Origin of the sequence: Bacillus sp. JJ1532, from assembly GCF_036965085.1 — a bacterium.
Classification (GTDB): Bacteria; Bacillota; Bacilli; order Bacillales; family Cytobacillaceae; genus Cytobacillus.
On the sequence record NZ_JBALOW010000033.1, the window covers coordinates 27112 to 52447 of the forward strand.

Consider the following 25336-nt stretch of genomic DNA (forward strand, 5'->3'; position numbering starts at 1 on the left):
AAAATGCTTACATCGATTAATTGGTTTAATTAACCAATTTTGTTAAACTAATTTAAAATGAATCTACGGAGGTTATCAATTGGGCTGGTCTGAATTTGAACAAGTAAAAAGGGAATACACCGATTTTTATAAAAAAATTGACGAAGAAATCATTAAACTTTTATGTGAAAGAAAAGCTGCTGCAAAAGGAAAGCGTTATTCTCCTCCTGCTGAAATATTGGAGGAGTGGTCACAAAAATATAAGATGAAGGTTTCAGAGATCGGCTGGCTTATGCATGAATTAAATGATGGAAGCGGGCCATTTTACATGCCAGAGGGGCCCGGTGAGCTACTAGGTGTTATTCAAATTATGAAAAAATCAACTGTCGGAGATTTTGAATATATTTTAACTCATGCGATGCAGCATGAGAACGGAAGCATCGTGACGTTAGAAATCAATTATAAAAATAAAGAAAACGAAAACATAGGACATATTATTCCACATTTAATGCTTGAGGTAACAGACACTATCGACTATAAGGTAGCAAAAAAGGGATCTCGCGGCGGCGGCGGGAATACACAAATGAGCTTTCTCATCTCCCCTCCTCTGCCATCTGATCTTAATGAGATCCATTTTGCATTAATTCCATATGCTCCACCTATGGAGTTCCCTCCAAAAGAAGTCGTGCTTGATCAGGAAGTTATTTTCCGAAAAAGCTGACCAAATTAACCATTCTACAAAACCCTTTCAAAACAGACAAATTGTGCATGTTTATTTTCTTGTTATGGTCATATATTTGTACAAAGCCCGAATCAGTTTTTTCGTGGAACTTAAGGAACGACTAAACAAGAACAGCTCAGTTGGGAGGGTTTTGAATGCTCATAAAAAGAAGAAGGAGATGGACTGTTAAAAAGGGGCCGCTCCCCTTTAAATATGTTTTTCTGATTACGTTTGTTATTTTTATCCTAATAACCATTTTCAGTGTTATTATCATAAACAAAAAGCTTGAGCCAACATTAATAGGGATTGCCGAAACTAGAGCCCGCCAATTCGCAGTTCAGGCAATAAATGATGCGATTGCAAAAAAGGCTACAGAAAGCATTGATATTAATGAATTAATCGTGAAGCATGAAAATGCGGGTGAAGCCAGCTACAGTTTTAACCCCCAGTACAATAAAGTCATTTCGGAATTAACGATTAGAGTACAGGAATATTTAGATTTGGTTGAAGCTGGAGATTTAGATCAGCTGGAAAATTTCAAGAATGATATTAATATTGATAAAGAAAAAACAAAAAGCTCGAAAGGCATTGTTTATCATATCCCATTAGGTATGGCCACACAGATGACGTTACTTTCCAATCTTGGACCAGAAATCCCTGTCAGGCTAGAAATCCTTGGAGATGTCACTTCAGATTTAGAAACAAAGATTGTGGAAACAGGCATTAATAATACGTATCTCGAAGTCTATATAAATGTAAGAGTGCATATGAACGTCATTATCCCTTTAATCGAAGAACCGATTGAGGTGTCCAACCAGATCAAAATCGGCGACTGGTTTCATCCTGGTAAAGTGCCTCAATATTATAATGGTGGTGGAACTGGCAGTCCTAATCCAGTCATCATACCGCCGGCAAATAATTAATGGTACTTTTCATTTCATAGAAACTTCAAAATCAATTATTATAATATTAAGACAATCAAGAAGATGCAGAAGCAGATCTACTTAGGAGGTTTAAAAATATGAAAATATTAGTCGTAGGAGCAGGTGCAGTTGGCGGTTATTTTGGCGGACGCCTTGTTGAAAAAGGGGAGGATGTTACATTTCTTGTTAGAGAGAAAAGAAAACAGCAGCTTGACCGTGATGGATTGATGATCGAGAGTATTCATGGGGATCTGAGTCTAAAACCTAAAACATTATTATCAGGAGAAAAGGCTGAACCGTTCGATGTCATTATCCTTTCAACGAAGGCTTATCATTTGGATGGCGGCATTGAAAGTATCCAGCCTTATGCCGGAGATCAAACAATGGTCCTCCCATTGCTTAATGGGATTGCCCATATTGAAAAGCTTGTTGAGGTGTTCGGGGAGGATCGGGTTATTGGAGGTTTATGCTTTATTGAAACTACCCTTGACAACTCCGGAAAAGTTTTGCAAAAAAGTCAAGCCCATGACCTTGTATTCGGGGAAAGAAATGGCGAGAAAACAGAACGTATTTTAAAACTGCAGGATGCCTTATCTGAAACTCAAGCAAACTTTCGATTATCCGAAAATATCATGCAGGAAATGTGGCATAAATATTTATTTATTACAACTGCATCAGGAGTTACTTCCCTATTCCGTTCGCCAAGCGGCCCCATTTGCGAACAGGAGCTTGGTCTTAACACAATCGAAAAGGTTCTTAAGGAGACAGTCAGCATCATGAGAGCCATTGACGCACCTGTCGCTGAGAAGATTGAAGAAGTTCAATTATCTCAACTACAGAGACTTAGCTATGAATTTAAGTCATCCTTACAAAGAGATATGGAAAAGGGGCTCCCAATTGAAGCAGATCATTTTTTCGGTTACTTATTAAAACGTGCACAAGCCACAAATATTCAAGCACCAACATTAGAAATCATTTATGCAAATCTGAAAATCTATGAATCTAGCATTTAGTAAGGTGATGCCGCCCTTTGGAGGGGTGGCATCTTTTCGTTTATATAATAACTGCTTGGACTTTTCAACGCCTTTTCCACTCTAAATGTCCATCCGGCTTCTCTGCTTGGACTTTTCAAGAGCCTCTTTCACTCTAAATGTCCGTCCTGCATTTCTGCTTGGACTTTTCAAGAACCACTCCATCTCAAAATGTCCATCCAGCATTACTGCTTGGACTTTCAAGAACCACTCCTACTCAAAATGTCCATCCAGCATTACCACTTGGACTTTCAAGAACCACTCCCTCTCAAAATGTTCTTCCAGCAATTACTGCTTGGACTTTTAAGAACTACTCCCTCTCAAAATGTCCGTCCAGCATTTCTGCTTGGACTTTTCAAGAGCCTCTCCCTCTCAAAATGTCCGTCCAGCATTTTTGGCTAGAATGAAATCATCCTAAAATGCTTAAAAAAAACCTGAATCCCTAAAAAAAATTAAGGGATCAGGTTTTTTAATTATTTATTTCCTTGGTTCGAATTGTAGAAAAATTTAGCCGTAATGGAGCCATCGTTATTTTCAACAATATCGGTTACATGGATTCCGGAATCACCAGGTGTTGAGTTTTGGCCCTTCCAGAAGTAATAGGATCCTGTATGAACCTTACCTGAAACAGGTGTTAGCTTACTTCCCGTTTTGAAGAAGTCGCCCACATCTCCGCGATTTACATTTTTCTCGAGATCATATTTTCCGTCAGCTTGAAGGACAGAGAGACCATAATGTGTCACAACTGTTCCATCACTTGCCGTTTCAGACTGATTGTACTGGAAGCGCTTGTTCATCCAGTTTTCCACATTGTTCGGCCGAAAGCCTGCAGTTTGATAAAGGTTAATGATATTTTCATCCACATGCCATGCAACTAATCCGTGAGCTTCTTGGCCTTGGCGAATTAACCCTTTATTAAACCCGTCTTGCTGGACATTTTCAAATAGGAAGTATTCTGTTTCATTTGAGCCTGGGACTGCCATTTTTACAATTCCATTATTAGCAGAAGCTTGGCTGATCGGAGGAAGAGTAATTTCCTGAATTCCATCTTCTGGTGAAACTTCAATTGGATTTGCCCAGCCTAAGAAAATTTTTGAGAATGGGTCAAAATGCGTTGGAGAGTTCCCAGAATAAGCAGCATTTTCTGGATAGCGCATCCATGAGCCGCCTGCCATCATGGAGTAGTTTCCAACTCCCTCAGATGAATAAACCGTGTCATAGAAATCAGGCAATCCTAAAGCATGACCGAATTCATGTGCATACACCCCTGTTTGTGCTGGGAATGGGCCTGTTATCTTAGATTCATCATATTTACCAGTAGCTGTATCAAATCCGGAAACATTTCCGCCAATGGCTGGCTGAATATTATAGTTGTTTACGACTACGCCATCATAAGTCATGTCTTCAGCTATTGTTTTATTAATCCACTCACCTTGGCTCAGCCCTGCGTGAACATCTGCAGGTTTACCAGTTTCATAGTACTTTCCATAATACATAGCACTTAATAGGTTCCATTTATGAGACCAGATTTGTGCAGGATCCCTGCTGAATTCAGCCCCAGTTCCTTCATGGACGATAAAAATATTAGGCACCTCTCCATTTTCCGCATATTGGGAGAAATCTATTTGCTCATCTGCTGCCTTCAATAAATCACGAACAAATTCACCCATATGGGCATCCCCATTTTCATTCCCAAGGACATATTTCCCACTTTCGGCATAATTCCCCTCTTGGTCTAAATAGTAGGAAGCTCCCTTCGGCATTTCAACCCACACAAATTCCGTATTTTCTTTACGGACAAGATTTACTTTTCCATTACTTGATTCTTTGTAAACATTTTGCATCGTTCGATTTGTTGGAGCCTTCTCTCCATTAAACTCAGCATACTGTTTAAACTGTTCAAGCTCATATGGATTATATTCCGTTCCGAAAATTAAATCTTCATAATAATGGGCCGGAACTTGTCCAGGCATATCCCCGACAGGCTCATCACCATCTTTATATTTTGCTAGAATGACTAGAACAGGAATATCCCCCTCTGCATTTCTATAAGCAACATGATTATTCCCAGCTTGCTGAAACTTCGTCCCATGCTTAGCTGCTTTTTCAGCAGGGTCGACTTTTGAAAGATCGAGTCCAAATCTTTTTGCCTGCTTTGCAAGTTCAGGTGAAGCTCCTACATAATGAGCTAAATTAAGATTATATGTACTCTTCTCTTTCGCGGTTACATCTTTATTGACCCCCGCTGAAAAAACAGTACTTCCAATTAATGTTAGTGCTAATGCAGAACTAGATAAGACCTTTAACAAATACACCACTCCTTTAAAATATTTCTATTTCCTAAATAAATCATATGAAATAGTCTATATTTTCTGAATAAGGATTTGGTACCTTTTATTAGGAAAATAAATAGTTAATAATACTTATTTCGATTGGCTTAATAAAATAATATAAGTGCCTCCTATTTTTACCAATGTTTGTATATAATTAATAGAGTTTTCAAAAGGAGGCAGATTTTATGTGGGGACTTATCATTTCACAACTCATCCTCATAATCATTTTCAGTTTAATAGGCTGGGCCATTCGCTATAAGAAAGCTTACTATCTTATTTCTGGATTCTCCTCTCGTACAGAAGAAGAAAAGCAGCAGCTAATTGCAAATCGTTTACCACAGAAAACCGGGAGCCTATTATTGATTACTGCCGTTGTCATGGTTCTTCTACTTCCGCTTTCCTTTACTTCCTTTAAATATGCAATGGAAGCTCAATTTGGAAGCATGCTAATTTTATTAATGGGCGGACTCATTTATTTATCAAAGTATGAAACACTAAGTAAGAGAAAGCGAAGCTATATCATTAGCACTGTGCTTTTTGTCGCCGTAATTGGCTCTATAATTGCTCTCACCGTTTATAGCTATCAAGGCTATGAACTTAAGGTTCATGATAATCGTTTTGAAATTACGGGCATGTATGGGGATGAATGGAGAACGACTGATATTAAACGGATTGAATTAATGGATAGTATGCCTGAAGTTACATTAAGGACGAACGGTGTTGGGCTGCCAACACTATCAAAAGGCCATTTTAAAATTAAGGACTACGGCAGCAGCCTTCTCTTTATTCAAAAAGGCTCTTCGCCATATATCTATATTGAAATGGAGAAAAAGAAAATCTTCATCAATGATAAAGATCCTGACAAAACGAAATTATGGTATGAGGAATTGAAGGAAAAGTCAGGCTCACCTCTTTAGAGTTTTATTGTTTGCATGATTTTTTATGTAAGTTGCTGTATTATGCACAGCAAATCCTTCAAGGTAAAAGGGTCATCATTCCAAATGGGAACGATGACCTTTTTTCAATCATTTATTTGATTAAAATATTTGTGCCTGCTAAATCTGATTGACCTAGGTAGGTTGCGTAGGCATAAATATTGTAATACCCAGCTGGAAGTTTAGTTCCATCTGCAAGTATTCCATCCCATTTGAAGGTTGTGTAGCCTGCCTTTACATCCTTATAAAGAGCAATATCTCCTAAATAACCTAACGGTTGGCCATCTTTGTTGGATAGATAGACAAATAATTCAACTTCCTCTGCTCCACCTGGGAAGTATCCTTCAATTTCAATTTGCCCATCGCCATTTTGACCGGCTCCAAGGTATTGCACACGAGGATAGTCTGGCTCTTTTACGAAAAGAATCGTTGGTAAATCGAGCGTTTCAGAGCCATTGCTAATCGTGATTGTGCCCTCATAATAGCCTTGTTCTAGGGATCCCGCATCAACTTGTACGTTTAAGTTAACATTTTGGGATTGTCCAGGATTTACTTTTAAATTATTGCTCGTCGAAACTTTAATTGCATCAGTGTTCATTTTCACTTCGAAGCTATAAGTCTGGCGCTCAGAAGATAGGTTTTTAATTGTAAAATGCTGCTTTTCTACTTGCTTCCCTTTATCTTTATAGAAAGTTCCAAAAGAGTGGCTTCCAGGAGTCACAAGTGTTTTTGTTTGAATCGCATCTAAAACCTGAATGCTTCCAGCCCCCTGCGTATTATGCGGATAAGCTTGGCCAGTAGCAGGATTGATAAGATTCTGAGCCGTATTCATTAGAGCTGCCTTCACATCAGCAACACTCCAATTCGGGTTTGCCTGCAGAATAAGAGCAGCAGCACCCGCAACATGTGGAGATGCCATACTCGTTCCCTGCTTAGCTCCATATCCATGTGGGTTAGATGGATCATGAGTCGGAACCGTACTTACGATATTTACGCCAGGTGCTGAAACATCCGGCTTAATCATCCATGTAGAAATGACTGGACCACGCGAAGAAAAATCAGCTACTGTTTCCCCAACACGATTGGCGAAATTAATGTTAAATGTCACTTTATTATTGCCTTTTTCTAATTCGGCTAATAATTTATTACCATCTTCTAAAGTTGTTCTAATAGTTGGAACATCAGTGCCAGGCACTTGTACAATTTCTCCAGCAACATTATTATAAATAATCGCTGCGACGGCCCCAGCTTCTTTAGCGGCAGTAGCTTTATCAACAAATGCAATTCCTGCACCGCGGCTAATTAAAGCTACTTTTCCATCAAAGTCTTTTCCAACAAATTCTTCAGGAGAACCAAATCCGGCATGAACAAATTCTAAAGTTTGTCCATTAAGATCTGTAAGAGCTTGGTCATTTGGAAAGCCCATTACTTTTGCTGAAGGATAATCTACACCCTCAGATGTGAAGATAGAAGAATTATATACATTATATGGAAGCTGTGTTGCCCCTACAGAAATGGCATCTCGGGCCCCTCCTGGTGAACCGACTGTCCAGTTATTCGGACCGCTGTTTCCGTTGGATGTAACAGCAACAACGCCTTCAGCCATTGCCCAGTCTAATGCAATGCTTGTTGCATAATCTGGATCATTTAAAGAGTTTCCTAGAGATAGGTTCATAACGTCTGCGCCATCTTGAACTGCTTTTTCAATTCCTGCGATTACGTTAGCCGTTGTCCCGCGGCCGCCAGGACCTAAAACACGGTAAGCAAGTAAATTTGCTTCAGGAGCTACCCCTTTAATAAGGCCATTAGCCGCAACTGTACCTGCAACATGCGAACCATGAGTGGTTGCATCACCTCTAGGATCGCCAGCTGGTGTTTCTTGTGGATCATTATCATTATCGACTAGATCCCAGCCTTTATAGCTGCCAAAAGCATTTGCTAAATCCGGATGGGTATAATCAACCCCTGTATCGATAACCGCAACCGTGACACCTTTTCCTGTATATCCTGATTCCCAAGCCTCGTTGGCGCCAATATGCGGTGCACTATTGAGCATATTTGGGCTGTACTCCTCAGAGGAAATCATTTCCCCTTCTCCTAAGCTAGTTGCCTGATATTCGACATCCGGGTAAACTGCTTTTACTCCAGGCACAGATAATAAAGCAGGAATTTCATTTTCTGTAAGTTCGACAGAGAAGCCAGAGAATACATAATCATATTCACGAATAACTTGAGAGCTTTTTGCTACATTGCTAACATCTGATTTTACTTGATTACGAGTGTTAGCAAGATTTGCCTTGGATTGGCTCTTTCCTTTATGCTTTGCTTCCACTATGGATGGCTCTGTTAATTCAACAATTACACTTGTTCTGTTCGATGACGAAAAATCAAACTCTCCGACTAATTGTGCCAGTTGAGCAGCTGATTTGCTTTCCGCTTTATTAGCAGCACCTGCACCCATTGGCGAAAATGCTAATAATAGTACTAGTGCCAATAGAAAAACTTTCATATTCTTCTTTAACATTGATCCTTTCATCTCCTTTGATGTTGGTTGTGTTGCCTCTTTACAAGACACACCTCCAGTACCCTATTATGTATAACATTGGAAATATTCTGTATCCCTCACTGATAACCCTTGAGTCCTTCCTCCTAACTTCGATAGGTCATTAGAATTATTTTTCAAAAAAAACGGTGCCAGGCACCCTTGGTGGACAGTTTATGAAAAAGTGTCTATTTGGGGTGCATTGCACTCTTAAGGGAATACCTTTTGTTTAATCTGAATACATTTTCATGTAAGGCAACGATGAATAATTTCTAAAGGGGCGGAAAACATGCCGATTTATAATCATCAAATTGAAGTAAATGCACCTATTCGGACTGTATGGGATTTTGTGAGTCATATTAATAACTGGGCTCCACTTGTACCCGGATATATTGAACATCAGATTCTCAGTGATAAAGAGTCCACATGGTGCTTTAAAAGTGATATTGGTTTCATGAAGAAGAAAATTGAGTTAAAGGTTGATATTACAGGCTGGGAAGAGCCTTCTAAAGTGACATTTAACTTAAAGGGGCTAAATGAAAAATTTACGGGCCACGGATATTTTTTAGCGGAGCAAAAAGGAAACTCGAAGGTACTTATGACAGGCTGCCTTGATATTACAGCCGAAGGAATGCTGGCAAAGGTCGCAAACTCGATATTAACAACCTCGCTTCCTGAAACAACTTCAGAACTGACTGAAGCTGTAGCTGCCAAAATTGAGGAACATGCTTACAATTAGAGAACAACCCGAAAATACGTAAATAATCAAGCACAAACAAAAGCAGGAGCACTCTCACAAAGAGAATGCCCCTGTCTTTTATTTTTCCAATACATTATTTTTTTCTAAGAACTCCATCAGACGCTCCACTAGGCCATCAGCCAATGGCAAATCAGGATTTGTGTATGTTGCGCTATTACCTTCTGGGTCCTTAGGCGAATCCTTAAGAACATGGTTCATTCCTTCTATGATAAATAGCTCGGAATCTGGTTTGGCTGCATGCAATGCCTCAGCTTCCTTAACAGGAACTTGAAGATCGTGTGTACCGTTTATGATGAAAACAGGGCACTCCAATTTTTTCAATTGTTCCTGAGGATTATACTGGAGCCATGAAATGATGTATGGCTGAATAGATGGACGGAATAAGAATTGCAATTCTGTACTGACAGATTTAACTATTTCACCATGCTTTAATTTATCCAAAATGTCCTTTGACTCTTGTAGCTGGTTTGCCGGAAGCTGAGCTTCTAGCTGTTCAATCAGTACTTGATCGGCCGGTCTGCCTGCACCTGAAACTGAAATATACGTATCCGCATTCGTTTTACTAGCTGCAGTCATTCCGATTAAAGAGCCTTCGCTATGACCAATAATGCCGACCTTTGAGAAACGATTATCCCCTCTTGCGAACTGAACCCAAGATTCTACATCTTGTATAAAATGATCAAAACGCACATCTTCTTCTTTTCCTCCTAGGCTTACATTTTGACCTATTCCTCTTTTATCATAGCGAATACTCGCAACTCCATTTGCCGCTAAGTCTTCAGCCAACATTTTTAAACTATTATTTTTTCCTGGTAATATTGTTGTGTTTCCATCCTTATCAGTCGGACCTGAGCCTGCAATAATAATCATAATAGGAAATGGCCCCTCACCTTGAGGAGTGGTCAATAATCCATTCATCGTTCCATCCTTTACTTCCATCTGTACAGGATCGCCAACTTCTTTAGATTCTTCAGCCGTTCCCTTCGTTAGTTCAAAAGGAAAAGACTGACCCTGCTGCTTAAATGTACCTGCAATCTTCTCATTCTCTACTTTACCATCAAATGTTATATGCTGCCCTTGAAGCTCCATAGCCAATGACAAGCTTGAATCAGTTAATTTCACTTTTGCAAATGGGTATTTGTCCAACCCTTGAGCTGGAATGCTTAAAGTGCCGCCATCCGTTGAAAACTCTAATTGAATAGGCAGCGGCTGATTCGGAATTTGTATAACACCTTCCCATACTCCCTCAATGCTTTCCAATGAACTTCCCCCTTTTTCACTTGCAACTTCCTCTTTTTTATTTCCCTTGCTGCAGCCCAACAATAATAAGCTAACACTTAACATCACAAATAGAAGATATGATAATTTCTTCAAAGTTAACCCTCCTACATTTATTAGCTAACCGAAAAAGGAAATGAACAAAATGATAGCAAGCGGTCCAAATAAGATGATATAACCAATCGGATTAGCAAAATTTAAAGTCCAGCCAATCCCAAAACGCTTTTCAATAAAGATGGAAGGGTCATTTTTATTAAAATAAATGAGCCCCCCCTTCCAATATCGATCTTCATCAAAATCGGAAATACCATCCCAAGACTTGATATCAGTCTTTTCGCCTGCTGTTCCAACTTTAAGTGCAAAAAGGACAGAGCTGATCAGGATGACAAATACGAATATGAGGGGAATTGCCATTAATAAAGTGCCATCGGCTAAATTAGGATGAATCATTTGTAATTGCAAAAAGGAAAAAAGCAACGTAATAAGAATATTGGTCAAAAACATAAACCAGCTCGAATATTTTCTAAGTGTGAGCTGACGAATTCTGGAGGCTTCAGTCCTTGTGGCACTTAATTTAATGCCAGACCGCTTTGTCATTTCATTAATACTTAAAAACATCACTTGCATGGTTAACATGATTAGCGGCAATGAGATGGAGGAAAAAGGATTTTTTCCTGTAAACGCATCAGGCTTGCCATTTGGTCCCCAGTGAGTAGGGATTTGCTCAGGAAGCAAACTGTACTTTAAAATTGAATAACCAATAATCCCAATAGTAACAACCATTGGCAGTAAGTATAGATACCAAGGAAGCATTTCATCTTTTGAGCGGACAGATAAATCCGTCACTTTTAATTGTTTTAAGTTTTCTCCCCACCCCATCTGTTTCTTACACTGGATGGTTTTTGCATGAAAGTAAAAATAAAGCGCAATACTTACAAAAATGAGACTAAATTGAATGACTAGTGGCAGCAATAATAAATTGGAATGGACTGAATCCCCATTCGGCACCAATACAAGATAAATGGCTACTCCAATTAGACCAAAGATCAAAATGAGCCATGCATATATTTTTTTATAAGAAATTAACTTGGCATCCCGATCATATTCATCCGGAATGAAAACACCAAATACAATATTTCGTTTAACTAAAAATGGAGTTGCCATTTGGATAGCTACTAAAAAAACAATAATGATTAAAAAAAGTAAGAAATCCATTTGATCCTCTTCCTTTCTGTATCAATGGGTCATGACTCCCCTCTTAAATCCGAAACAATGGTTTCCACAAGTTTTTGAATTTGTTCTTTTTCTAGACCCAAAACTAATGCTTCTGCTATTAACGGTTTAAAACCTTTTAAGAGCTGATCGGTCACTTCAATTGTTACGACCGGAGAATTAATAACGGCACCTGATTTAGGGATAATGTGAATGATGCCCTTCTTCTCTAATTCATGGTAGCTTTTGTTCACTGTATGCATATTAACGCCCAAATCAGCGGCAAAGGCACGCACAGAAGGCAATGAATCACCAGGATTCAAATATCCCCTCGCTATTCCCTCCATAATTTGGTTCGTTAACTGGGTATAGATCGGAACATCAGATTGGGGCTCAATAACAATGATCAACCCTATCTCCTCCATTCTGTTCTATACTCAATATAACAAACTTGTTATAGTTTGTATAGAACAAAAAAATAAAAACCCCATTTCTGGAGTTTATTAATATAGCTAATTTCTTTTGGGTTACTTTGTATAACGATTGGCATAACTAGAGGCTACGAAAGCGTCAGGCTTTATTTTTGGCTCTACTCCCATTGATTCCATTCTTGAAACCATCTCTTTTACAAATTCCCGTGTTTTATTTCTTTGTCCAATCCCAATATCAAGATGACCTTCCATTGTAAATGTTGCTCCGTGGTAAAGATAAGGAAGGACTAGATCAATGATTTCATTCTTCTTCTCATGTGTAAAAAGGGCTACTACCTGTTCCGTCAGTGAGGTTTCATACGAGATTCTTTCATGCAAATGAAGCATTTTTCTAGGAATAATTTGTTTCCTAATACAGGCCCAAGCCCCTTTTCCTTCATTTTGGATCACAATTCCCGTAATAAAAATCGTCCGATCACAATGAACCTGTGAATCCGTCCCGACCATTAATCGGTAATGACCACATGGACTCCTATTAATGAACTTAAGAATTCTTGTAAAAACCATATCAAATGTTAAATTTCGTTCTTGTAAATTTTGAAACGTGAAGTTTTCACCCTGATCATATATCACCTTTTATCACCACATTATGTTAGGAGTGAAGTTAGATTACAAATGGCTTTGTCTCTGTTCCAAAACGAATGGCTAACAACTACTGTACAACCCGCGTATATTATCATTATATTTAAATCGTTTATCCAGGTTTCCCCATTTTTTAAGTTTTCCCACAATAAATTCAAATTAAACCTTAACTGCTTGGAACGATGAGCATCTTTTTATTGGTTTCATTAATGAGTATGCTAATATGAGGGAAAATATCATTGAGGTGGTCATTTATGAGAATTCAAGTTTGGTCAGATTTTGTTTGTCCGTTTTGTTATATTGGGAAACGCAGATTGGAACAGGCACTTGACCAATTTCCCCATAAGGATCAAGTCGAGGTTGAATTCAAAAGCTTTGAGTTAGATCCAAACTCTCCTAAATATAACGGCAAAAGCATTCACGAAATCCTTGCCGGGAAATATGGAATGAGTATTGAACAAGCTAAACAGGCAAATGAAGGAGTCGGACAACAAGCAGCGAGCGTAGGATTGGATTTTCGTTTTGATGAAATGAAGCATGGCAATACGTTTGATGCCCATCGACTGGCAAAGTTTGCAAAGGAGAATGGAAAAGAACCAGAACTAACTGAAAAGCTCCTTCACGCTTATTTTACAGATTCAAAGAACATAGGCGATGAAGAGGTACTGGCTGACATTGCTGAATCAGCCGGACTCGAGCGTGATCAAGCTTTGAAAATTGTTCAGGATAAAACTGCCTTTGCTAATGATGTACGGATTGATGAGGCAATTGCCCAGCAGTATGGCATTAAAGGAGTACCATATTTTATCATTAATAATAAATATGCAATTTCAGGTGCCCAAGCCCCTGAAACGTTTGCGGGTGCCCTTCAAAAGGTTTGGGAAGAAGAATCTGCTGCTCCTGCTTTCCAGGACCTTTCTGCAGAAGGCATGGAAGATGCTAGCTGTACGGACGAGAGCTGCGGAATTCCGGAAAAAAAAGAATAATTACTTTAAGAAAACTTTATCAAGGTGTTTTCTGCTCTCCATTCAAAACACTTACATTAAACTCCCTATGTTGGGGTTTTCCAACTCTTGATAAAAAAATCAGGCACCTCCTTGGGGTGCCTGACTTCCTTTTATGTTACAGGGTCCTAATAATAGTCTGCGGTGTTTTTTCCAACAATCCGTAAACCAGAAAAGGATTGAACAGTCATAATAATCGTTGCCAAAACAACAAATAAAGTAGAAATAAAAAAATGTTTGTTTTTTTGTCTAATTGTAAAACTTGCCTCTTACCCTTCCAATGCAACTTCTTTAGGTTTGTTATCCTCGCGTAAATAAGGTGTAATGGTTTTCTTTTTTATATGATAGAGGATTAGAGCTATGATGCTAAGCCCGCAGACTGCCAGTAATATCCAAACAGGCATCTTTTCAAGAGCGAAACCAAAGATGATAAAGCCAAGCGGTGTCATGGCGCTTGCACCTGTTTCAAGGAGAGACATGACTCGTCCTCGGTATTCATCTGGTGTGCTCTTTTGGAGTAGAACCATAATGGGCATATTGATCAGCATAATAAAAGTAGACAGCAGGAAAACCATGATGACTAAATAAGGAAAGAAAAGTGTATTTGAGATATGCGTCATACCTGGAACGTTCGGCAATCCCAATAAAATTAGAACGGTCGACATAGCGATCAACCCGCCAAAAATGCTAAGTTCCTTTCTTTTGATCTCTGGCCGGGTTGATAGAATAATAGCCATCACCATCATGCCGACTGAGAAGGTTCCTTCAATAATGCCAAGCTGAATGGACTCCATCTTTCGAATGGTTAGAACTAGATACGGGATGGCAACTGGAAACACCGCAAACCAGAAATTAAGCCAAATACAAATCAAAATTAAATTCTTAATAAAAGGTTGATTCTTAACGTAGATAAATCCTAATTTCAAATCTGTTAACACAGAGTTGCCATTAGTTTTCTCCTTTTTTTCTGCAAATAAATCATATTGAATGAAAACACTTGCCAATCCTGAAATCGTAAAAGTAATAATATTAATTATCATGAAAGTAGTAATGTTAAAGAGTCCGAAGAATATACCACCAAGGACAGGTCCTAGGATAGCGGAAAGGGAAGCGGCTGCCTGATTTAAGGACATCGCCTTTTGCAAATAATCTGGGCCAACCATGTTGTAGATCGCTGATGTGACAGCATTGGAGTAAAATGTGTTGAGGATACTAAGGACAGCTGTTGCTAAATATAGGACCCAAATTTCCGGATAAAGAAAGGTAAATATGAAAAAGACAATTACGAGCCAAATTGCACAGGCAAAATCAGATGTTATAATCATCATCTTCCTATTCAAGCGATCGCTCAATGTACCAGCAATCGGGGAGAGCACTATTCTTGGCAAAGCACTTAAAAGCAGCGTAATAGCAAAGTTAAGGCTTGAACCTGTTTTTGCTAAAATATACAATCCGATTGCAAAGCCATAAATCGATGAGCCTAGAACCGCCGTCATTTTACCGATTAGAAACAGGATAAGATTCTTTTGTATCGATCCTGCCATTTAATTCTCCTCCTCATCCATTAGCTTTTCAAACTGACAGGAAATTTGATAAGGTGTGCGCTCTTTATCACTTTTAACTGTTTTCTTTAAATATTTTAATATGAGTTGGTCCCAATCTGCTTCAAATTCTTTCAACTCTTCGTCTGTAAGTGATAAACTTGATCCCCTCTTACGTGTCTTTTTTTCCTGAATAGGAGCATTCTCGTCAATTAACTTAAAATGGGTTGCTTTTGAGCGGTAATATTTCTCGATAATTCCCCTATTCTCCTTCGTTTCCGCAATTTCAAGGATTCCGCCATGATAAAGCTGCTGAATGTGATAATGAATACTGCCGGCTGTTTTTCCCATTTCATCTGCCACCTGCTTTGCCGTCATTGGACGTTCGTCAAGCAAGTAAATAATTTTCACTCTTAATGGACTTGAAATTAATTTTTGCTGTTCTAGATTGATTTCCATCATATTTTGTTGAGAATCCAATTTTCCTTACCACCCTAATTTTTTTGGTCGATTTAAATTTATTATATGTTCTAACTTTTTAGAATGCAACAAAAAATTAGAATAAGTTTCCATTTCCTTAAATTCTGATTGGATTTAGAGATAGCTTTAAATAATGAACTCAATCTCTCTTGAACCATTCTATTAATAACTAAAACCTTTAGAAATTGTACATAATTCAAATATTCTATTTACACAAATTAAAAGACTTGTTCACAAACTAACAGTGAACTAAGTCTTTTTTGTTTTTCGCGAACAAAAGGGATGGTTAACCTTAAGCTATATCTATACAAGCATATCCTTTGTGTCATGAACTTCTACTAATCGAAAGAATCCTGACTAATATCCCCTCAACTGCATGTTAAATGTTATATTTTACATAGATTAGTGATGACGGCTCATTAGGAGTGGAGAAATGGAAATAGAAAAAATCCTCAAGACTAAAGAAAAGAATCGTATTTTTATATTAGGAATTGATGGTTTAGGCGGATCAGGGAAAACAACCTTTACGAGTTTTCTAGAAAAAGACCTTCGGAACAAAGGTATGAAAATTTTTGTATTGCACATAGATGATTTTATTCACCCCAAATCCGTTCGCTACAACGATGCAATTAGTGATTGGGAATGTTATTACCATATACAGTGGAGATATGGTTACCTTATAAGCGAAATTTTGTCCCCCATTCAAATGGGGCATCCGATTAATAAACAAATTGAGTTATATGACAAAGAAAAGGATGAATATTTGCTGAACCATTTAAAAATAGATTTGGACACCATTTTGTTTATTGAAGGGGTTTTTTTACAGCGAGAGGAAGTAAGGCCTTTTCTGGATTATGTTATATATATCGATGTTCCTAAGGAGGAAAGATTAAAAAGGGTTCTAAAAAGGGACCTATATATCGGAGATGAGACTGCTATCTTAAAAAAATATGAAAAACGCTATTTTCCTGCAGAAGACCAATATGTTTCAGTGTGTGATCCAGCAAAAAATGCTGACTGGACCATCACTCTTTAAAAGCCATTTCCTAAAAAAAGAGACCAATTTTCAAAAATGGATTGGTCTCTAAGTACTGATTTCATTGTTCTTCGTCATGAAGATAAGTAAATTCGTATATTAAGTTTTTATCTTTTAAAGTGATTGACACTATCTCCATTCCATTGCCAGAAACAAATGTGGTTGTTTCCCCCTTAGACGATTCCCTTTTCCAATGCCCTTCTGAAATTTTGTCTAAATATTGATGATACGCGCTAAAAGAAGCTTCTTCCCAATAATATAATTCTTCGCTCGGTGAAAGGGAAATGGGTTCCAGCCCGACTGGAAATATCATTGCTCCATAGCCATGTTTCACATATATTGGTTGTTCAGACTGTTTGGGAGATTTTCCTTCAATTTTCAACGTAGCCATCGCTTGGAAAATTTCAGCATGTTCAAGCTTCGGATAATCAAAACTAAAATGAACAAAGTTCTGATTTTCCATTGGAACAAAGAAGTGATATCTAATCGCTGTATCCATCATTTTTACATGCTCAATATTCAAGGTTGTTGGGTATGGGAAATTCTCTAGTTCTTCTTTGACAAACATCGGTAAAGAAGCAGTTATCCTTTTCATTTCCTCCTCATCTACAATTGAAGCCTCTCCCACTTTAGCAGAAGAATCTTTTGAATAGAAATCCCAAGTATTGGATGACTGCACGATGTAAACGTCTTTAAGCCCCCAGCTGAATGGATTTTCCATCTGTTCTTTAGCATTTCTAGGCTCAGCAGTATGCGGTCCTGTCCCATCTGATATTACTTTCCAAATAACCCCTCCACAAATAAGCATAAACACACATGATGCTAAAATGGCTGTCCATTGGTAATTTTTCTTTGGGAAACGGTTAACAGATGGATTCTTTATTGATTGCCTAAGTCTAACTCTTAAAGCATCCTTCTCCATTTGGGTTGGCATTAGATTTTTCAATTGCTTCCATTGATCGTCATACTGATTGCTCAACATGCTCACCACCTTCATTCATTTTTTTAAGATCCTGCAATGCCCTCGACAATGTTTTCCGCACCTTAGCCTCAGACCAATTTAATATTTCCGCAGTTTCGATTGTTGAAAAGCCTTCTATCTTCCTTAATATAATGACAAGCCGATAATTTGACTTTAAACGATAGATTGCCTCCATCAGGTTCAGCACGGTTTCTTTATTTTCCACATATTGCTCAACATTAAAGGCAGAAGGCACCTCTCTTCCTTGAGAAATAGAATTAAAAAGCCTCCTGCGCTGCCGTTTGCGAATTTCATCGATGACAATATGCTTGGCAATACTAAGCAGCCATGTTTTAATGCTGGAACGGTTGTCAAAACGTTCAAAGGCCGTATACGCCCGAACGAATGTATCATGAACAAAATCCTCACAGCTTTGCTTATCTTGAATCATATACAATATAAATCGGTAAACATCTTCATAATATAATTCATACCACTCCATTACGAGTTCTTCCCGATTCTTATTCAAGTTCTTCCTCACCCGCCTTTTTCACTTGACTATATATCAGTCGTATTAGGTAAAGAAATGTGACAGTATTTATCTATATTTTCTAATAAAGGTAATTTTCCCTCTTAAGATTGCTGAATGAACGAAAAAGACAAAGGGCATTTTATTTCATCCCTTTGTCTTATCTTCTATATGATTGTTTTCGTTAACGCAAATTTTAAGATAAGCATCAAAATAACAACAATGCTTGTATTTATCCAGTGAATGCGTATTCTATCATTTATAATTTCCAACATTCCCATTGAAAGCAATTTCCAAAACCTTGGAGATTGGATCCGCTTTTTTCTTGAAATTTGTGCCTATTCTGCTGCAGCTCTCTTTTTATTCTCATGCCTTGCCCAAAGCAAAATGATGATAATATCTAAAACGGGTACCAAAGGAGGATAGATTAAAAAGAGTTCTAAAGAGGGATACCTATATAGTTGACCAATAAAATATATTAGCAAAATATTAAAAACGTTTTTTTCGGCAGAGAAAGGATATGTGACGGAGTATGATCCTGCAATGAAAGCCGTTTTGATAATTGTTCCCTATGAGTAAAAAAAAGGCATTCCTCCTTTACGAGGAACATCTTAAAATATAAACTTCCATATTAGAATAATCGAAATCGCTTCATGGCTGGCAGGATAGAGTACAATACTATAGCATGTTTAACAAATATTTATTCTTTACTCTTAGCAGGCTCTACATCTTCGATTTTCAGAGTTTTCATTGCTTGAAAAATTTTCTCATGTTCAATCTTGGGATAATCAAATGTAAAGTGAGCAAATTCCTCATTTTCAATTGGAATGAAGAAATGAAACCGCTGAATTGTATCCCTTATTTTCAAATGCTCAATAATCATGTGGGTTGGGTATGGAAACCTTTGTAATTCTACAATTTCTTCAATTGTTATAGCAGAAGTAATTTGATTCATCTCCTCTTCTGTTACAACATCAATGTTCCCAACTTTACTGGAAGTAATTTCCGAATAGATTTCCCAGCCATTTGATAACTTCTCTATATAAACATCCTGTAGCTCCCATGTAAATTTATTGTTCATCCCAATCGGCTGCTCCTCAGCATTTCTACGCTCAGCAGTACGAGGTTGAGTACTTTCGGAAATTACTTTCCAAATAAACCCGCTGCAAATTAGGACGAACAGGCAAGTGGAAATGAGTGCTTTCCATTTGTAACTTCTTTTTGGAGAACGAATAATTGGTTGATTATATAGTGTTTGTAAAAGCCTCTCTCTTAAAGCATTTTTCTCATTGTGTGTTGGTCGAAAATGTTTCAATTGCTTCCATTGGTCATTAGATTGATTGTTCAAATTGTTCACCACCTTCTTTGTCATGCATTTTTTTTAGTAACTTCAATGCCCTAGACAGTGTTTTTCGGACTTTAACCTCAGACCAATTTAGTATTTCCGCCGTTTCAATTGTTGAAAAGCCTTCTATCTTTCTTAGAATAATGACAAGCCGATAATTTGACTTTAAACGATTGATGGCCTCCATCAGGTTCAGTACTATTTCTTTATTTTCCACATATTGCTCAACATTAAAAGCAGATGGTATTTCACTCCCTTTAGAAATGGAATTAAAAAGCCTCCAGCGCTGCCGTTTGCGTATTTCATCGATGACAACATGTTTGGCAATACTAAACAGCCATGTTTTAATGCTCGAACGGTTGTCAAAATGTTCAAAGGCCGTATACGCCCGAACGAATGTATCATGAACAAAATCCTCACAGCTTTGTTTATCTTGGATCATAAACAATATAAATCGATAGACATCTTCATAATATATTTCATACCACTCCATCACGAGCTCTTCCCGATTTCTGTTCAATTTCTTCCTCACCCGCCTTTTTTTTATCAGTATATTAATCTGTCGTTCTAATAAGATAAACGTGACAGTGTTTTTTTATGATGTTGTAATGGGATACACTATACATGAAACTTAATGGCTTGAGTTTTTGATGGATAACTTGAAAAACGCGTTCCATGAACGTTCATGATGCCTAATTAAGGGGTTTTACAATTCAAATTGAAACCTTTCCATATGACCAATCGTAAATAAACATAATAACTCCTATGAAAGAAGTGATTGTGTGAGCAATGTCATTCTCTTTTCACTTATTGCAGGATTAGCTTCTGCACTAGTGCTGATCCCTTTCTCAAAAAACAAAAAAATAGATGGTAAAAAGTCAAACTCAGCAGCACTTATTACAGCCATTGTTCTTATCATTATAATTGTCTTTTCCTTCTATTATATTACCAATCTCGATCGCAACCTGACGTCCTTCTGGTTTTTTGCCATTATCGTTACTCTTTGTGGAGCGTTGTTTGCTTCGGGCAAGGAAAGAATGATCAAAGGCCTGCTATTTCTAGCTAGTCTAATAGTCGGAGGGTTTTTCTTAACTGCCTTCCTCTTCAATGCTGATGAAAAATATGAAATTGCCAAAATGAAGGAAAAAATGGAGATTGAGACATTTGATGAAAATGAAACTCCAGCAAGTGTACCGCCTCAATTTGCAAGAAATAAAATGAAGAAAGCTTTCGGACAAGTGCCTAATACGAGCTATTATGAGCTTGGAAACTTGCAAATTCAAAAGGTGAATGGGAATTATGTGTATATTGCTCCGGTTGAGTTTTCGGGATTGTTCAAATGGATTAATGGGAAACAAACTCCAGGGTATTTTACCATTAGTGCTACTGACTCTTCTGCAAATCCTAAATTTATTCAGACTGAAATGATTTACACTCCTTCTTCATATTTTAATAAAAATCTTGAACGCCATATTCGGATGCAGTACCCGAAGCATATTTTTTACGGCGAAGCCCAATTAGAGATTGATGATGAGGGAAAACCACATTATATCCGCACATTTGGTGAATTTGTTTCAGCCCGTAATGGTTTTGATGTTAAAGGAATTATCATTGTGGATCCTAAAAATGGCGATACGGAGGAATATCGCTTAGCGAACGTGCCGGCATTTATTGATGGTGCGGTTTCTCCAGAGGCCGTCAGCTTACAAAATAGCTATTTCGGAAATTATGTTCACGGATTCTGGAATAGTGTATTTGGCAAAAGGGATGTAAAGCTTCCTTCAGATGAAGGCACTGAAGCAAATGTTAGTCCCATCTTTGATGAAAAAGGCGATATGTATTACTTTACCGATTTTACGAGTCCGAAAGAAGGTGTGGATTCGATGCTTGGGTATTCCCTGACCAACTCAAGAACCGGTGAAGCGACTTATTATACTGGTAATCTTGAAGAATCCTACATGGACTCCCAAGGTGCTTTACAAATCATTGAGAAGAAATTTATAGAAAAGAAATGGGATGGTGAGATGCCTGTCCTGTATAACTTCTATGGAGAAGCAAGCTGGCTTACGCCAGTGCTCGATTCTAACGGATTTTTACAAAATTACTTTATTGTTTCAGCAGCTAATCCGGAAATTTCCGTGTATGGAAATACGCCAAACGAAGCCTTAAAGCTGTACAAAACAGCTCTCCAGAGAGGCGGCGGCACTGTAGACGGAAGCTCTAAGGCCGAGGAAAAACAAGTAAACGGAACCGTAGTACGGGTTTATAAAGAGAAGACTGGAGATTTCACGATTGTGTCATTCCTCCTAGATAACAGAAAAAACTACGTAATTTCTTCAGAGAGCAGCCCAATGGCTATTTATCTCCAGGAAGGTGACATAGTAAGGGTAATTTACTTGGATACGGGTGAAGACTTCTCCCCTGCAAAGGAAATATTAATTGAAGGGTTAGAGTAAAAAGTTTAAAAAACACGATGGAGATCTAATATAGAGCTTCATCGTGTTTTTTTATAGTAATAGTTTAATTAGATGGAAATTCACTGGACATGAAATAGCGCTCATGCAAAATATTTCGATGATGAAGCTCATGTCCTGCTATAACACTTGCAATCGCACGGACTGTAATCTCAGAGCCATTAGCATTTCCTTTCCTCAGCCATGCAGCAGGATCTAAACTTTTCAGCAAAACGATTGTGGATTGGCGTACAATTGAAAAATTGTCTAGAAGTTCCTGCATAGACAATTGATTAAATGAGCCATTTTGGACATAAAGATTATCGTCAAATCCCGGAAGCGGAGACGTTTCGCCTCTTGCAATGCAAAGAATCCGATAACCCATAATACGTTCCGTGTCTGCCATATGTCCAATCACTTCTTTTACCGTCCATTTATTAGACTCATATTGAAATTGACCCTGTCTTTCTGTCACATCTTTAATCGCATTCACCGTTTCCTTCAACTGCTCATTTAATAAAAGAATCATTTCTCCCTCTGGCACTAAATTAACATAAGCTGAAAAATAAGCAGGATATTCATTTGCATATGGTTTTTGATACATATACCTTCACCCTTTATTATTTTATTTTTGAAAACTTCCCAGCATGTTGAAAAATTCATTCAGGAACTCATGAAATAGCTTCGCAGTTGGGAGCATTTCACGATCAGTCGGTATAATCACCCCTACCGTCCTTGTGACTTGAGGTTCGATATGGATTTTTACTGTTTGACGGGGCAAACTGTCAATCAATGTGATTTCGGGAATTAGCGTTACACCGAGACCGGCTGAAACTAAGCCTTTTATCGCATCTATATCCTCTCCCTCAAATGTCACATTCGGCTGAAAACCTTGCTGCTGACAGGCATTTACAGTAATTTCACGCAAAATATAGCCGTTTGGAAATAAGACGAAGGAGTCATCCCTTAATTGGCTTAATTTGATTGACTTCCGATCCGCTAGAGGATGCCTAACTGGCAATAGAGCGACTATTTTTTCTGTGAATAAAATATTTCCCAGCACTTTTTTATCATCTTTCGGAACTGGACCAAGGAGTGCCATATCGATATCTCCCTTTTTTACCCCATCTATTAAACTTTGATAAGAGCCTTGACGCAGCTGATATTTCACTTCCGGATGCTTCCTGCTAAAGGCAGAAATAGCAGTCGGCAGTGTATATGCAGCAAGACTGCTTGGGAATCCAATCCGAATCGTCCCCTTCTCCGGGTCCAAATATTCATCTACTTCACGTCTCGCACTTTCTATCACATGCATCGCTTCCTCCATGTGCTCGAGAAATATTTTTCCTATTGGTGTTAACCGAACATTTCTGCCCTCGCGAATAAATAAATCGACTCCGAGCTCTGCTTCTAAATTAAAGATCTGCCTGCTAACCGCTGATTGTGCTACATGGAGCGCATCTGCAGCTTCAGTCACGTGCTCCCTTTTTGCAACCTCCATAAAATACTGTATTTGTCTTAATTCCATATATACCCATCTCCCCCGATTCATCTCACAGCGGCATTGTTCTTATCTAAAATTCATATTGTTTAGATTATTTTTTCATTATAAAATTTCTTTAATAGAAAATCCATTTATTTGGTTATAAATTCTAAAAATATCCAAATATTGTTATCTAATAAACAATTAATTTATACAGAGGGGAAATGATCATTATGCAAACTATAGAGGAAGTGAAAAAAAACGAATCCAAAGTAGCCGTTAATTATGTAAATGAAGTATTTGAAAAGGTGAAAATCAGAAATCCGTTTGAATCAGAATTTCATCAAGCTGTTGAAGAAATCTTTGATTCACTTTTACCTGTATTCTCTAAACACCCGAAATATATGGATCAAAACATTCTCGAAAGAATTGTTGAACCTGAAAGGGTCATTACTTTCCGTGTTCCATGGACTGATGATAAAGGAAAGGTACAAGTAAATCGCGGATTTCGCGTCCAGTACAGCAGTACCCTCGGCCCCTATAAAGGCGGCATTCGTTTTCATCCTACCGTAAATTCCAGCATCATTAAATTCCTCGGTTTTGAACAAATCTTCAAAAATTCCTTAACTGGTCTCCCAATTGGAGGAGCAAAAGGCGGGGCAGATTTTGATCCGAAGGAAAAATCAGATGGAGAAATCATGCGTTTTACGCAAAGCTTTATGACTGAACTATATAAGCATATTGGTCCTGATACTGATGTGCCAGCAGGAGATATTGGAGTTGGCGCAAGAGAAATTGGCTATATGTTCGGTCAATATAAGCGACTTTGCGGAGCCTATGAAGCTGGTGTATTAACTGGCAAAGGGCTTGAATATGGAGGAAGTTTAGGACGTAAAGAAGCAACTGGATATGGACTTGTCTATTTCGTTGAAGAAATGTTAAGAGATAAAGGCCATAGCTTTAACGGAAGCACCGTGATTGTCTCTGGATCAGGGAATGTTTCAATTTATGCGATTGAAAAAGCCATGCAATTAGGCGCTAAAGTAGTAGCATGCAGTGATTCTAATGGATATATTTATGATGAAAATGGGTTAAATCTTGAAACTGTTAAACGCATAAAAGAGGTTGAGGGCAAGCGAATCTATGAATATGTTTATGAACACCCTCATGCACAATATGTTGAAGGCTGTTCTGGCATCTGGTCGATCCCATGTGATATCGCTCTTCCATGTGCAACTCAAAACGAAATAGATGAGTGCTCTGCAAAAATTCTTGTAGCCAATGGTGTCAAAGCTGTCGGTGAAGGAGCCAATATGCCGTCTAACCTAGAGGCGATCGATGTGTTTCTAAAGGATGACATCCTCTTTGCACCAGGAAAAGCGGCAAATGCCGGTGGAGTATCTGTTTCAGCACTCGAAATGTCTCAGAATAGCGCAAGAATTGCATGGACATTTGAAGAAGTAGATGAAAAACTTCATCAAATCATGAAAAATATTTACCGCAACACAGTCAATGCGGCTGAAGAATATGGCTATCCAGGTAATCTAGTTATCGGCTCAAACATCGCAGGCTTTATTCGTGTCGCTAATGCTATGATTGTACAGGGCGTTGTTTAATAGAAAAAAGGTGGACGCATTAGGGGAATTCTAATGTATCCACCTTTTTTCATTGTGAATTCCTTTTGATATAGGATTAGATTATAATAAAATGAAACTTT

24 protein-coding genes are annotated in these 25336 nt (G+C 38.1%); 9 read left to right on the forward strand and 15 right to left on the reverse strand.

What is annotated here, in order from left to right:
* Positions 1 to 79: 79 nt before the first annotated feature.
* The 3 genes from V7122_RS12345 (at position 80) to V7122_RS12355 (ending at position 2636) form a co-directional block, all read left to right on the forward strand.
* A complete protein-coding gene (locus V7122_RS12345; protein WP_335526982.1) occupies positions 80 to 700 on the forward strand; it encodes a hypothetical protein in 621 nt (206 codons plus the stop codon).
* A gap of 155 nt (positions 701 to 855) precedes the next feature.
* Positions 856 to 1623, forward strand: coding sequence for a sporulation protein YunB (gene yunB / locus V7122_RS12350; RefSeq protein WP_335353367.1), 768 nt, complete (start codon positions 856 to 858; stop codon positions 1621 to 1623).
* A 98-nt stretch (positions 1624 to 1721) separates the two neighbouring features.
* Positions 1722 to 2636, forward strand: a complete 915-nt coding sequence (locus V7122_RS12355) for a ketopantoate reductase family protein (RefSeq protein ID WP_335526984.1) — start codon at positions 1722 to 1724, stop codon at positions 2634 to 2636.
* An 81-nt stretch (positions 2637 to 2717) separates the two neighbouring features.
* Here V7122_RS12355 and V7122_RS12360 read toward each other — a convergent pair whose 3' ends face one another.
* Together V7122_RS12360 and V7122_RS12365 are read right to left on the reverse strand one after the other, a co-directional pair.
* Positions 2718 to 2858 carry a hypothetical protein gene (locus tag V7122_RS12360; protein WP_335526986.1) on the reverse strand — a complete coding sequence of 47 codons (141 nt, stop codon included), beginning with the start codon at positions 2856 to 2858 and terminating at the stop codon, positions 2718 to 2720.
* A 269-nt stretch (positions 2859 to 3127) separates the two neighbouring features.
* Positions 3128 to 4963, reverse strand: a complete 1836-nt coding sequence (locus tag V7122_RS12365) for a M6 family metalloprotease domain-containing protein (RefSeq protein ID WP_335526988.1) — start codon at positions 4961 to 4963, stop codon at positions 3128 to 3130.
* Positions 4964 to 5172: 209 nt separating this feature from the next.
* Here V7122_RS12365 and V7122_RS12370 point away from each other — a divergent pair, with 209 nt between their 5' ends.
* Positions 5173 to 5904 (forward strand): DUF3784 domain-containing protein, encoded by a 732-nt coding sequence (locus V7122_RS12370; protein ID WP_335344237.1) that lies wholly within the window; start codon positions 5173 to 5175, stop codon positions 5902 to 5904.
* Between the two features lie 112 nt (positions 5905 to 6016).
* Here V7122_RS12370 and V7122_RS12375 read toward each other — a convergent pair whose 3' ends face one another.
* Positions 6017 to 8446: a S8 family peptidase gene (locus V7122_RS12375; RefSeq protein ID WP_335344238.1), complete on the reverse strand. Its 2430-nt coding sequence runs from the start codon at positions 8444 to 8446 to the stop codon at positions 6017 to 6019.
* Positions 8447 to 8753: 307 nt separating this feature from the next.
* On the opposite strand from V7122_RS12375, the gene V7122_RS12380 reads away from it, so the two are divergent.
* A complete protein-coding gene (locus V7122_RS12380) occupies positions 8754 to 9203 on the forward strand; it encodes a CoxG family protein (protein WP_335344239.1) in 450 nt (149 codons plus the stop codon).
* Positions 9204 to 9281: 78 nt separating this feature from the next.
* Here the strand turns inward: V7122_RS12380 and V7122_RS12385 are convergent, their stop codons facing one another.
* The 4 genes from V7122_RS12385 to V7122_RS12400 form a co-directional block, all read right to left on the reverse strand.
* Positions 9282 to 10598, reverse strand: coding sequence for an alpha/beta hydrolase (locus tag V7122_RS12385; protein ID WP_335344240.1), 1317 nt, complete (start codon positions 10596 to 10598; stop codon positions 9282 to 9284).
* A gap of 24 nt (positions 10599 to 10622) precedes the next feature.
* Positions 10623 to 11717: a DUF1648 domain-containing protein gene (locus tag V7122_RS12390; protein WP_335344241.1), complete on the reverse strand. Its 1095-nt coding sequence runs from the start codon at positions 11715 to 11717 to the stop codon at positions 10623 to 10625.
* A 29-nt stretch (positions 11718 to 11746) separates the two neighbouring features.
* On the reverse strand, positions 11747 to 12124 hold the full coding sequence (locus tag V7122_RS12395; RefSeq protein ID WP_335344242.1) for a GntR family transcriptional regulator: 378 nt from the start codon (positions 12122 to 12124) through the stop codon (positions 11747 to 11749).
* 117 nt (positions 12125 to 12241) lie between these two features.
* Positions 12242 to 12712, reverse strand: a complete 471-nt coding sequence (locus V7122_RS12400; protein ID WP_335344246.1) for a ribonuclease H-like YkuK family protein — start codon at positions 12710 to 12712, stop codon at positions 12242 to 12244.
* 329 nt (positions 12713 to 13041) lie between these two features.
* On the opposite strand from V7122_RS12400, the gene V7122_RS12405 reads away from it, so the two are divergent.
* Complete coding sequence (locus V7122_RS12405) at positions 13042 to 13773, forward strand: DsbA family oxidoreductase (protein ID WP_335344243.1); 732 nt, start codon at positions 13042 to 13044, stop codon at positions 13771 to 13773.
* Between the two features lie 287 nt (positions 13774 to 14060).
* On the opposite strand, the gene V7122_RS12410 is transcribed toward V7122_RS12405, so the two are convergent.
* On the reverse strand, positions 14061 to 15335 hold the full coding sequence (locus tag V7122_RS12410; protein ID WP_335344244.1) for an MFS transporter: 1275 nt from the start codon (positions 15333 to 15335) through the stop codon (positions 14061 to 14063).
* Positions 15336 to 15812: an ArsR/SmtB family transcription factor gene (locus V7122_RS12415; RefSeq protein ID WP_335344245.1), complete on the reverse strand. Its 477-nt coding sequence runs from the start codon at positions 15810 to 15812 to the stop codon at positions 15336 to 15338. It abuts the gene before it with no gap.
* 433 nt (positions 15813 to 16245) lie between these two features.
* On the opposite strand from V7122_RS12415, the gene V7122_RS12420 reads away from it, so the two are divergent.
* Complete coding sequence (locus V7122_RS12420; protein ID WP_335346280.1) at positions 16246 to 16848, forward strand: AAA family ATPase; 603 nt, start codon at positions 16246 to 16248, stop codon at positions 16846 to 16848.
* 61 nt (positions 16849 to 16909) lie between these two features.
* Here the strand turns inward: V7122_RS12420 and V7122_RS12425 are convergent, their stop codons facing one another.
* From V7122_RS12425 to V7122_RS12440, 4 genes are all read right to left on the reverse strand, one after another.
* The gene (locus V7122_RS12425; protein ID WP_335526992.1) at positions 16910 to 17827 is read right to left on the reverse strand and encodes a hypothetical protein; all 918 of its coding nucleotides are present in this window, start codon (positions 17825 to 17827) and stop codon (positions 16910 to 16912) included.
* Entirely contained in the window at positions 17811 to 18338 is a 528-nt protein-coding gene (locus V7122_RS12430; RefSeq protein ID WP_335346282.1) for an RNA polymerase sigma factor, read from the reverse strand. The genes V7122_RS12425 and V7122_RS12430 overlap by 17 nt, the downstream gene beginning before the upstream one ends.
* 700 nt (positions 18339 to 19038) lie before the next feature.
* Entirely contained in the window at positions 19039 to 19686 is a 648-nt protein-coding gene (locus V7122_RS12435) for a hypothetical protein (RefSeq protein WP_335346283.1), read from the reverse strand.
* Positions 19670 to 20203 (reverse strand): RNA polymerase sigma factor, encoded by a 534-nt coding sequence (locus V7122_RS12440; RefSeq protein WP_335346284.1) that lies wholly within the window; start codon positions 20201 to 20203, stop codon positions 19670 to 19672. Before V7122_RS12440 ends, V7122_RS12435 begins: the two co-directional genes overlap by 17 nt.
* A 262-nt stretch (positions 20204 to 20465) precedes the next feature.
* Between V7122_RS12440 and V7122_RS12445 the strand changes: the two genes are divergently transcribed.
* Positions 20466 to 22139 carry a hypothetical protein gene (locus V7122_RS12445; RefSeq protein WP_335346285.1) on the forward strand — a complete coding sequence of 558 codons (1674 nt, stop codon included), beginning with the start codon at positions 20466 to 20468 and terminating at the stop codon, positions 22137 to 22139.
* Between the two features lie 64 nt (positions 22140 to 22203).
* Here the strand turns inward: V7122_RS12445 and V7122_RS12450 are convergent, their stop codons facing one another.
* Together V7122_RS12450 and V7122_RS12455 are read right to left on the reverse strand one after the other, a co-directional pair.
* Positions 22204 to 22740 (reverse strand): DinB family protein, encoded by a 537-nt coding sequence (locus tag V7122_RS12450; RefSeq protein ID WP_335346286.1) that lies wholly within the window; start codon positions 22738 to 22740, stop codon positions 22204 to 22206.
* 21 nt (positions 22741 to 22761) lie between these two features.
* Complete coding sequence (locus tag V7122_RS12455; RefSeq protein WP_335353916.1) at positions 22762 to 23664, reverse strand: LysR family transcriptional regulator; 903 nt, start codon at positions 23662 to 23664, stop codon at positions 22762 to 22764.
* A gap of 188 nt (positions 23665 to 23852) precedes the next feature.
* Between V7122_RS12455 and gdhA the strand changes: the two genes are divergently transcribed.
* Entirely contained in the window at positions 23853 to 25235 is a 1383-nt protein-coding gene (gene gdhA, locus V7122_RS12460) for an NADP-specific glutamate dehydrogenase (protein ID WP_335346287.1), read from the forward strand.
* The last annotated feature ends 101 nt before the right edge of the window (positions 25236 to 25336 follow it).

Coding starts and splice junctions, on each gene's coding strand:
- V7122_RS12410 (WP_335344244.1), bottom strand. CDS start 15,335: ATGGCAGGATCGATACAAAAGAATCTTATCCTGTTTCTAATCGGTAAA.
- V7122_RS12370 (WP_335344237.1), top strand. CDS start 5,173: ATGTGGGGACTTATCATTTCACAACTCATCCTCATAATCATTTTCAGT.
- V7122_RS12450 (WP_335346286.1), bottom strand. CDS start 22,740: ATGTATCAAAAACCATATGCAAATGAATATCCTGCTTATTTTTCAGCT.
- V7122_RS12390 (WP_335344241.1), bottom strand. CDS start 11,717: ATGGATTTCTTACTTTTTTTAATCATTATTGTTTTTTTAGTAGCTATC.
- V7122_RS12405 (WP_335344243.1), top strand. CDS start 13,042: ATGAGAATTCAAGTTTGGTCAGATTTTGTTTGTCCGTTTTGTTATATT.
- V7122_RS12355 (WP_335526984.1), top strand. CDS start 1,722: ATGAAAATATTAGTCGTAGGAGCAGGTGCAGTTGGCGGTTATTTTGGC.
- V7122_RS12380 (WP_335344239.1), top strand. CDS start 8,754: ATGCCGATTTATAATCATCAAATTGAAGTAAATGCACCTATTCGGACT.
- V7122_RS12420 (WP_335346280.1), top strand. CDS start 16,246: ATGGAAATAGAAAAAATCCTCAAGACTAAAGAAAAGAATCGTATTTTT.
- V7122_RS12455 (WP_335353916.1), bottom strand. CDS start 23,664: ATGGAATTAAGACAAATACAGTATTTTATGGAGGTTGCAAAAAGGGAG.
- V7122_RS12375 (WP_335344238.1), bottom strand. CDS start 8,446: ATGTTAAAGAAGAATATGAAAGTTTTTCTATTGGCACTAGTACTATTA.
- V7122_RS12400 (WP_335344246.1), bottom strand. CDS start 12,712: ATGGTTTTTACAAGAATTCTTAAGTTCATTAATAGGAGTCCATGTGGT.
- gdhA (WP_335346287.1), top strand. CDS start 23,853: ATGCAAACTATAGAGGAAGTGAAAAAAAACGAATCCAAAGTAGCCGTT.
- yunB (WP_335353367.1), top strand. CDS start 856: ATGCTCATAAAAAGAAGAAGGAGATGGACTGTTAAAAAGGGGCCGCTC.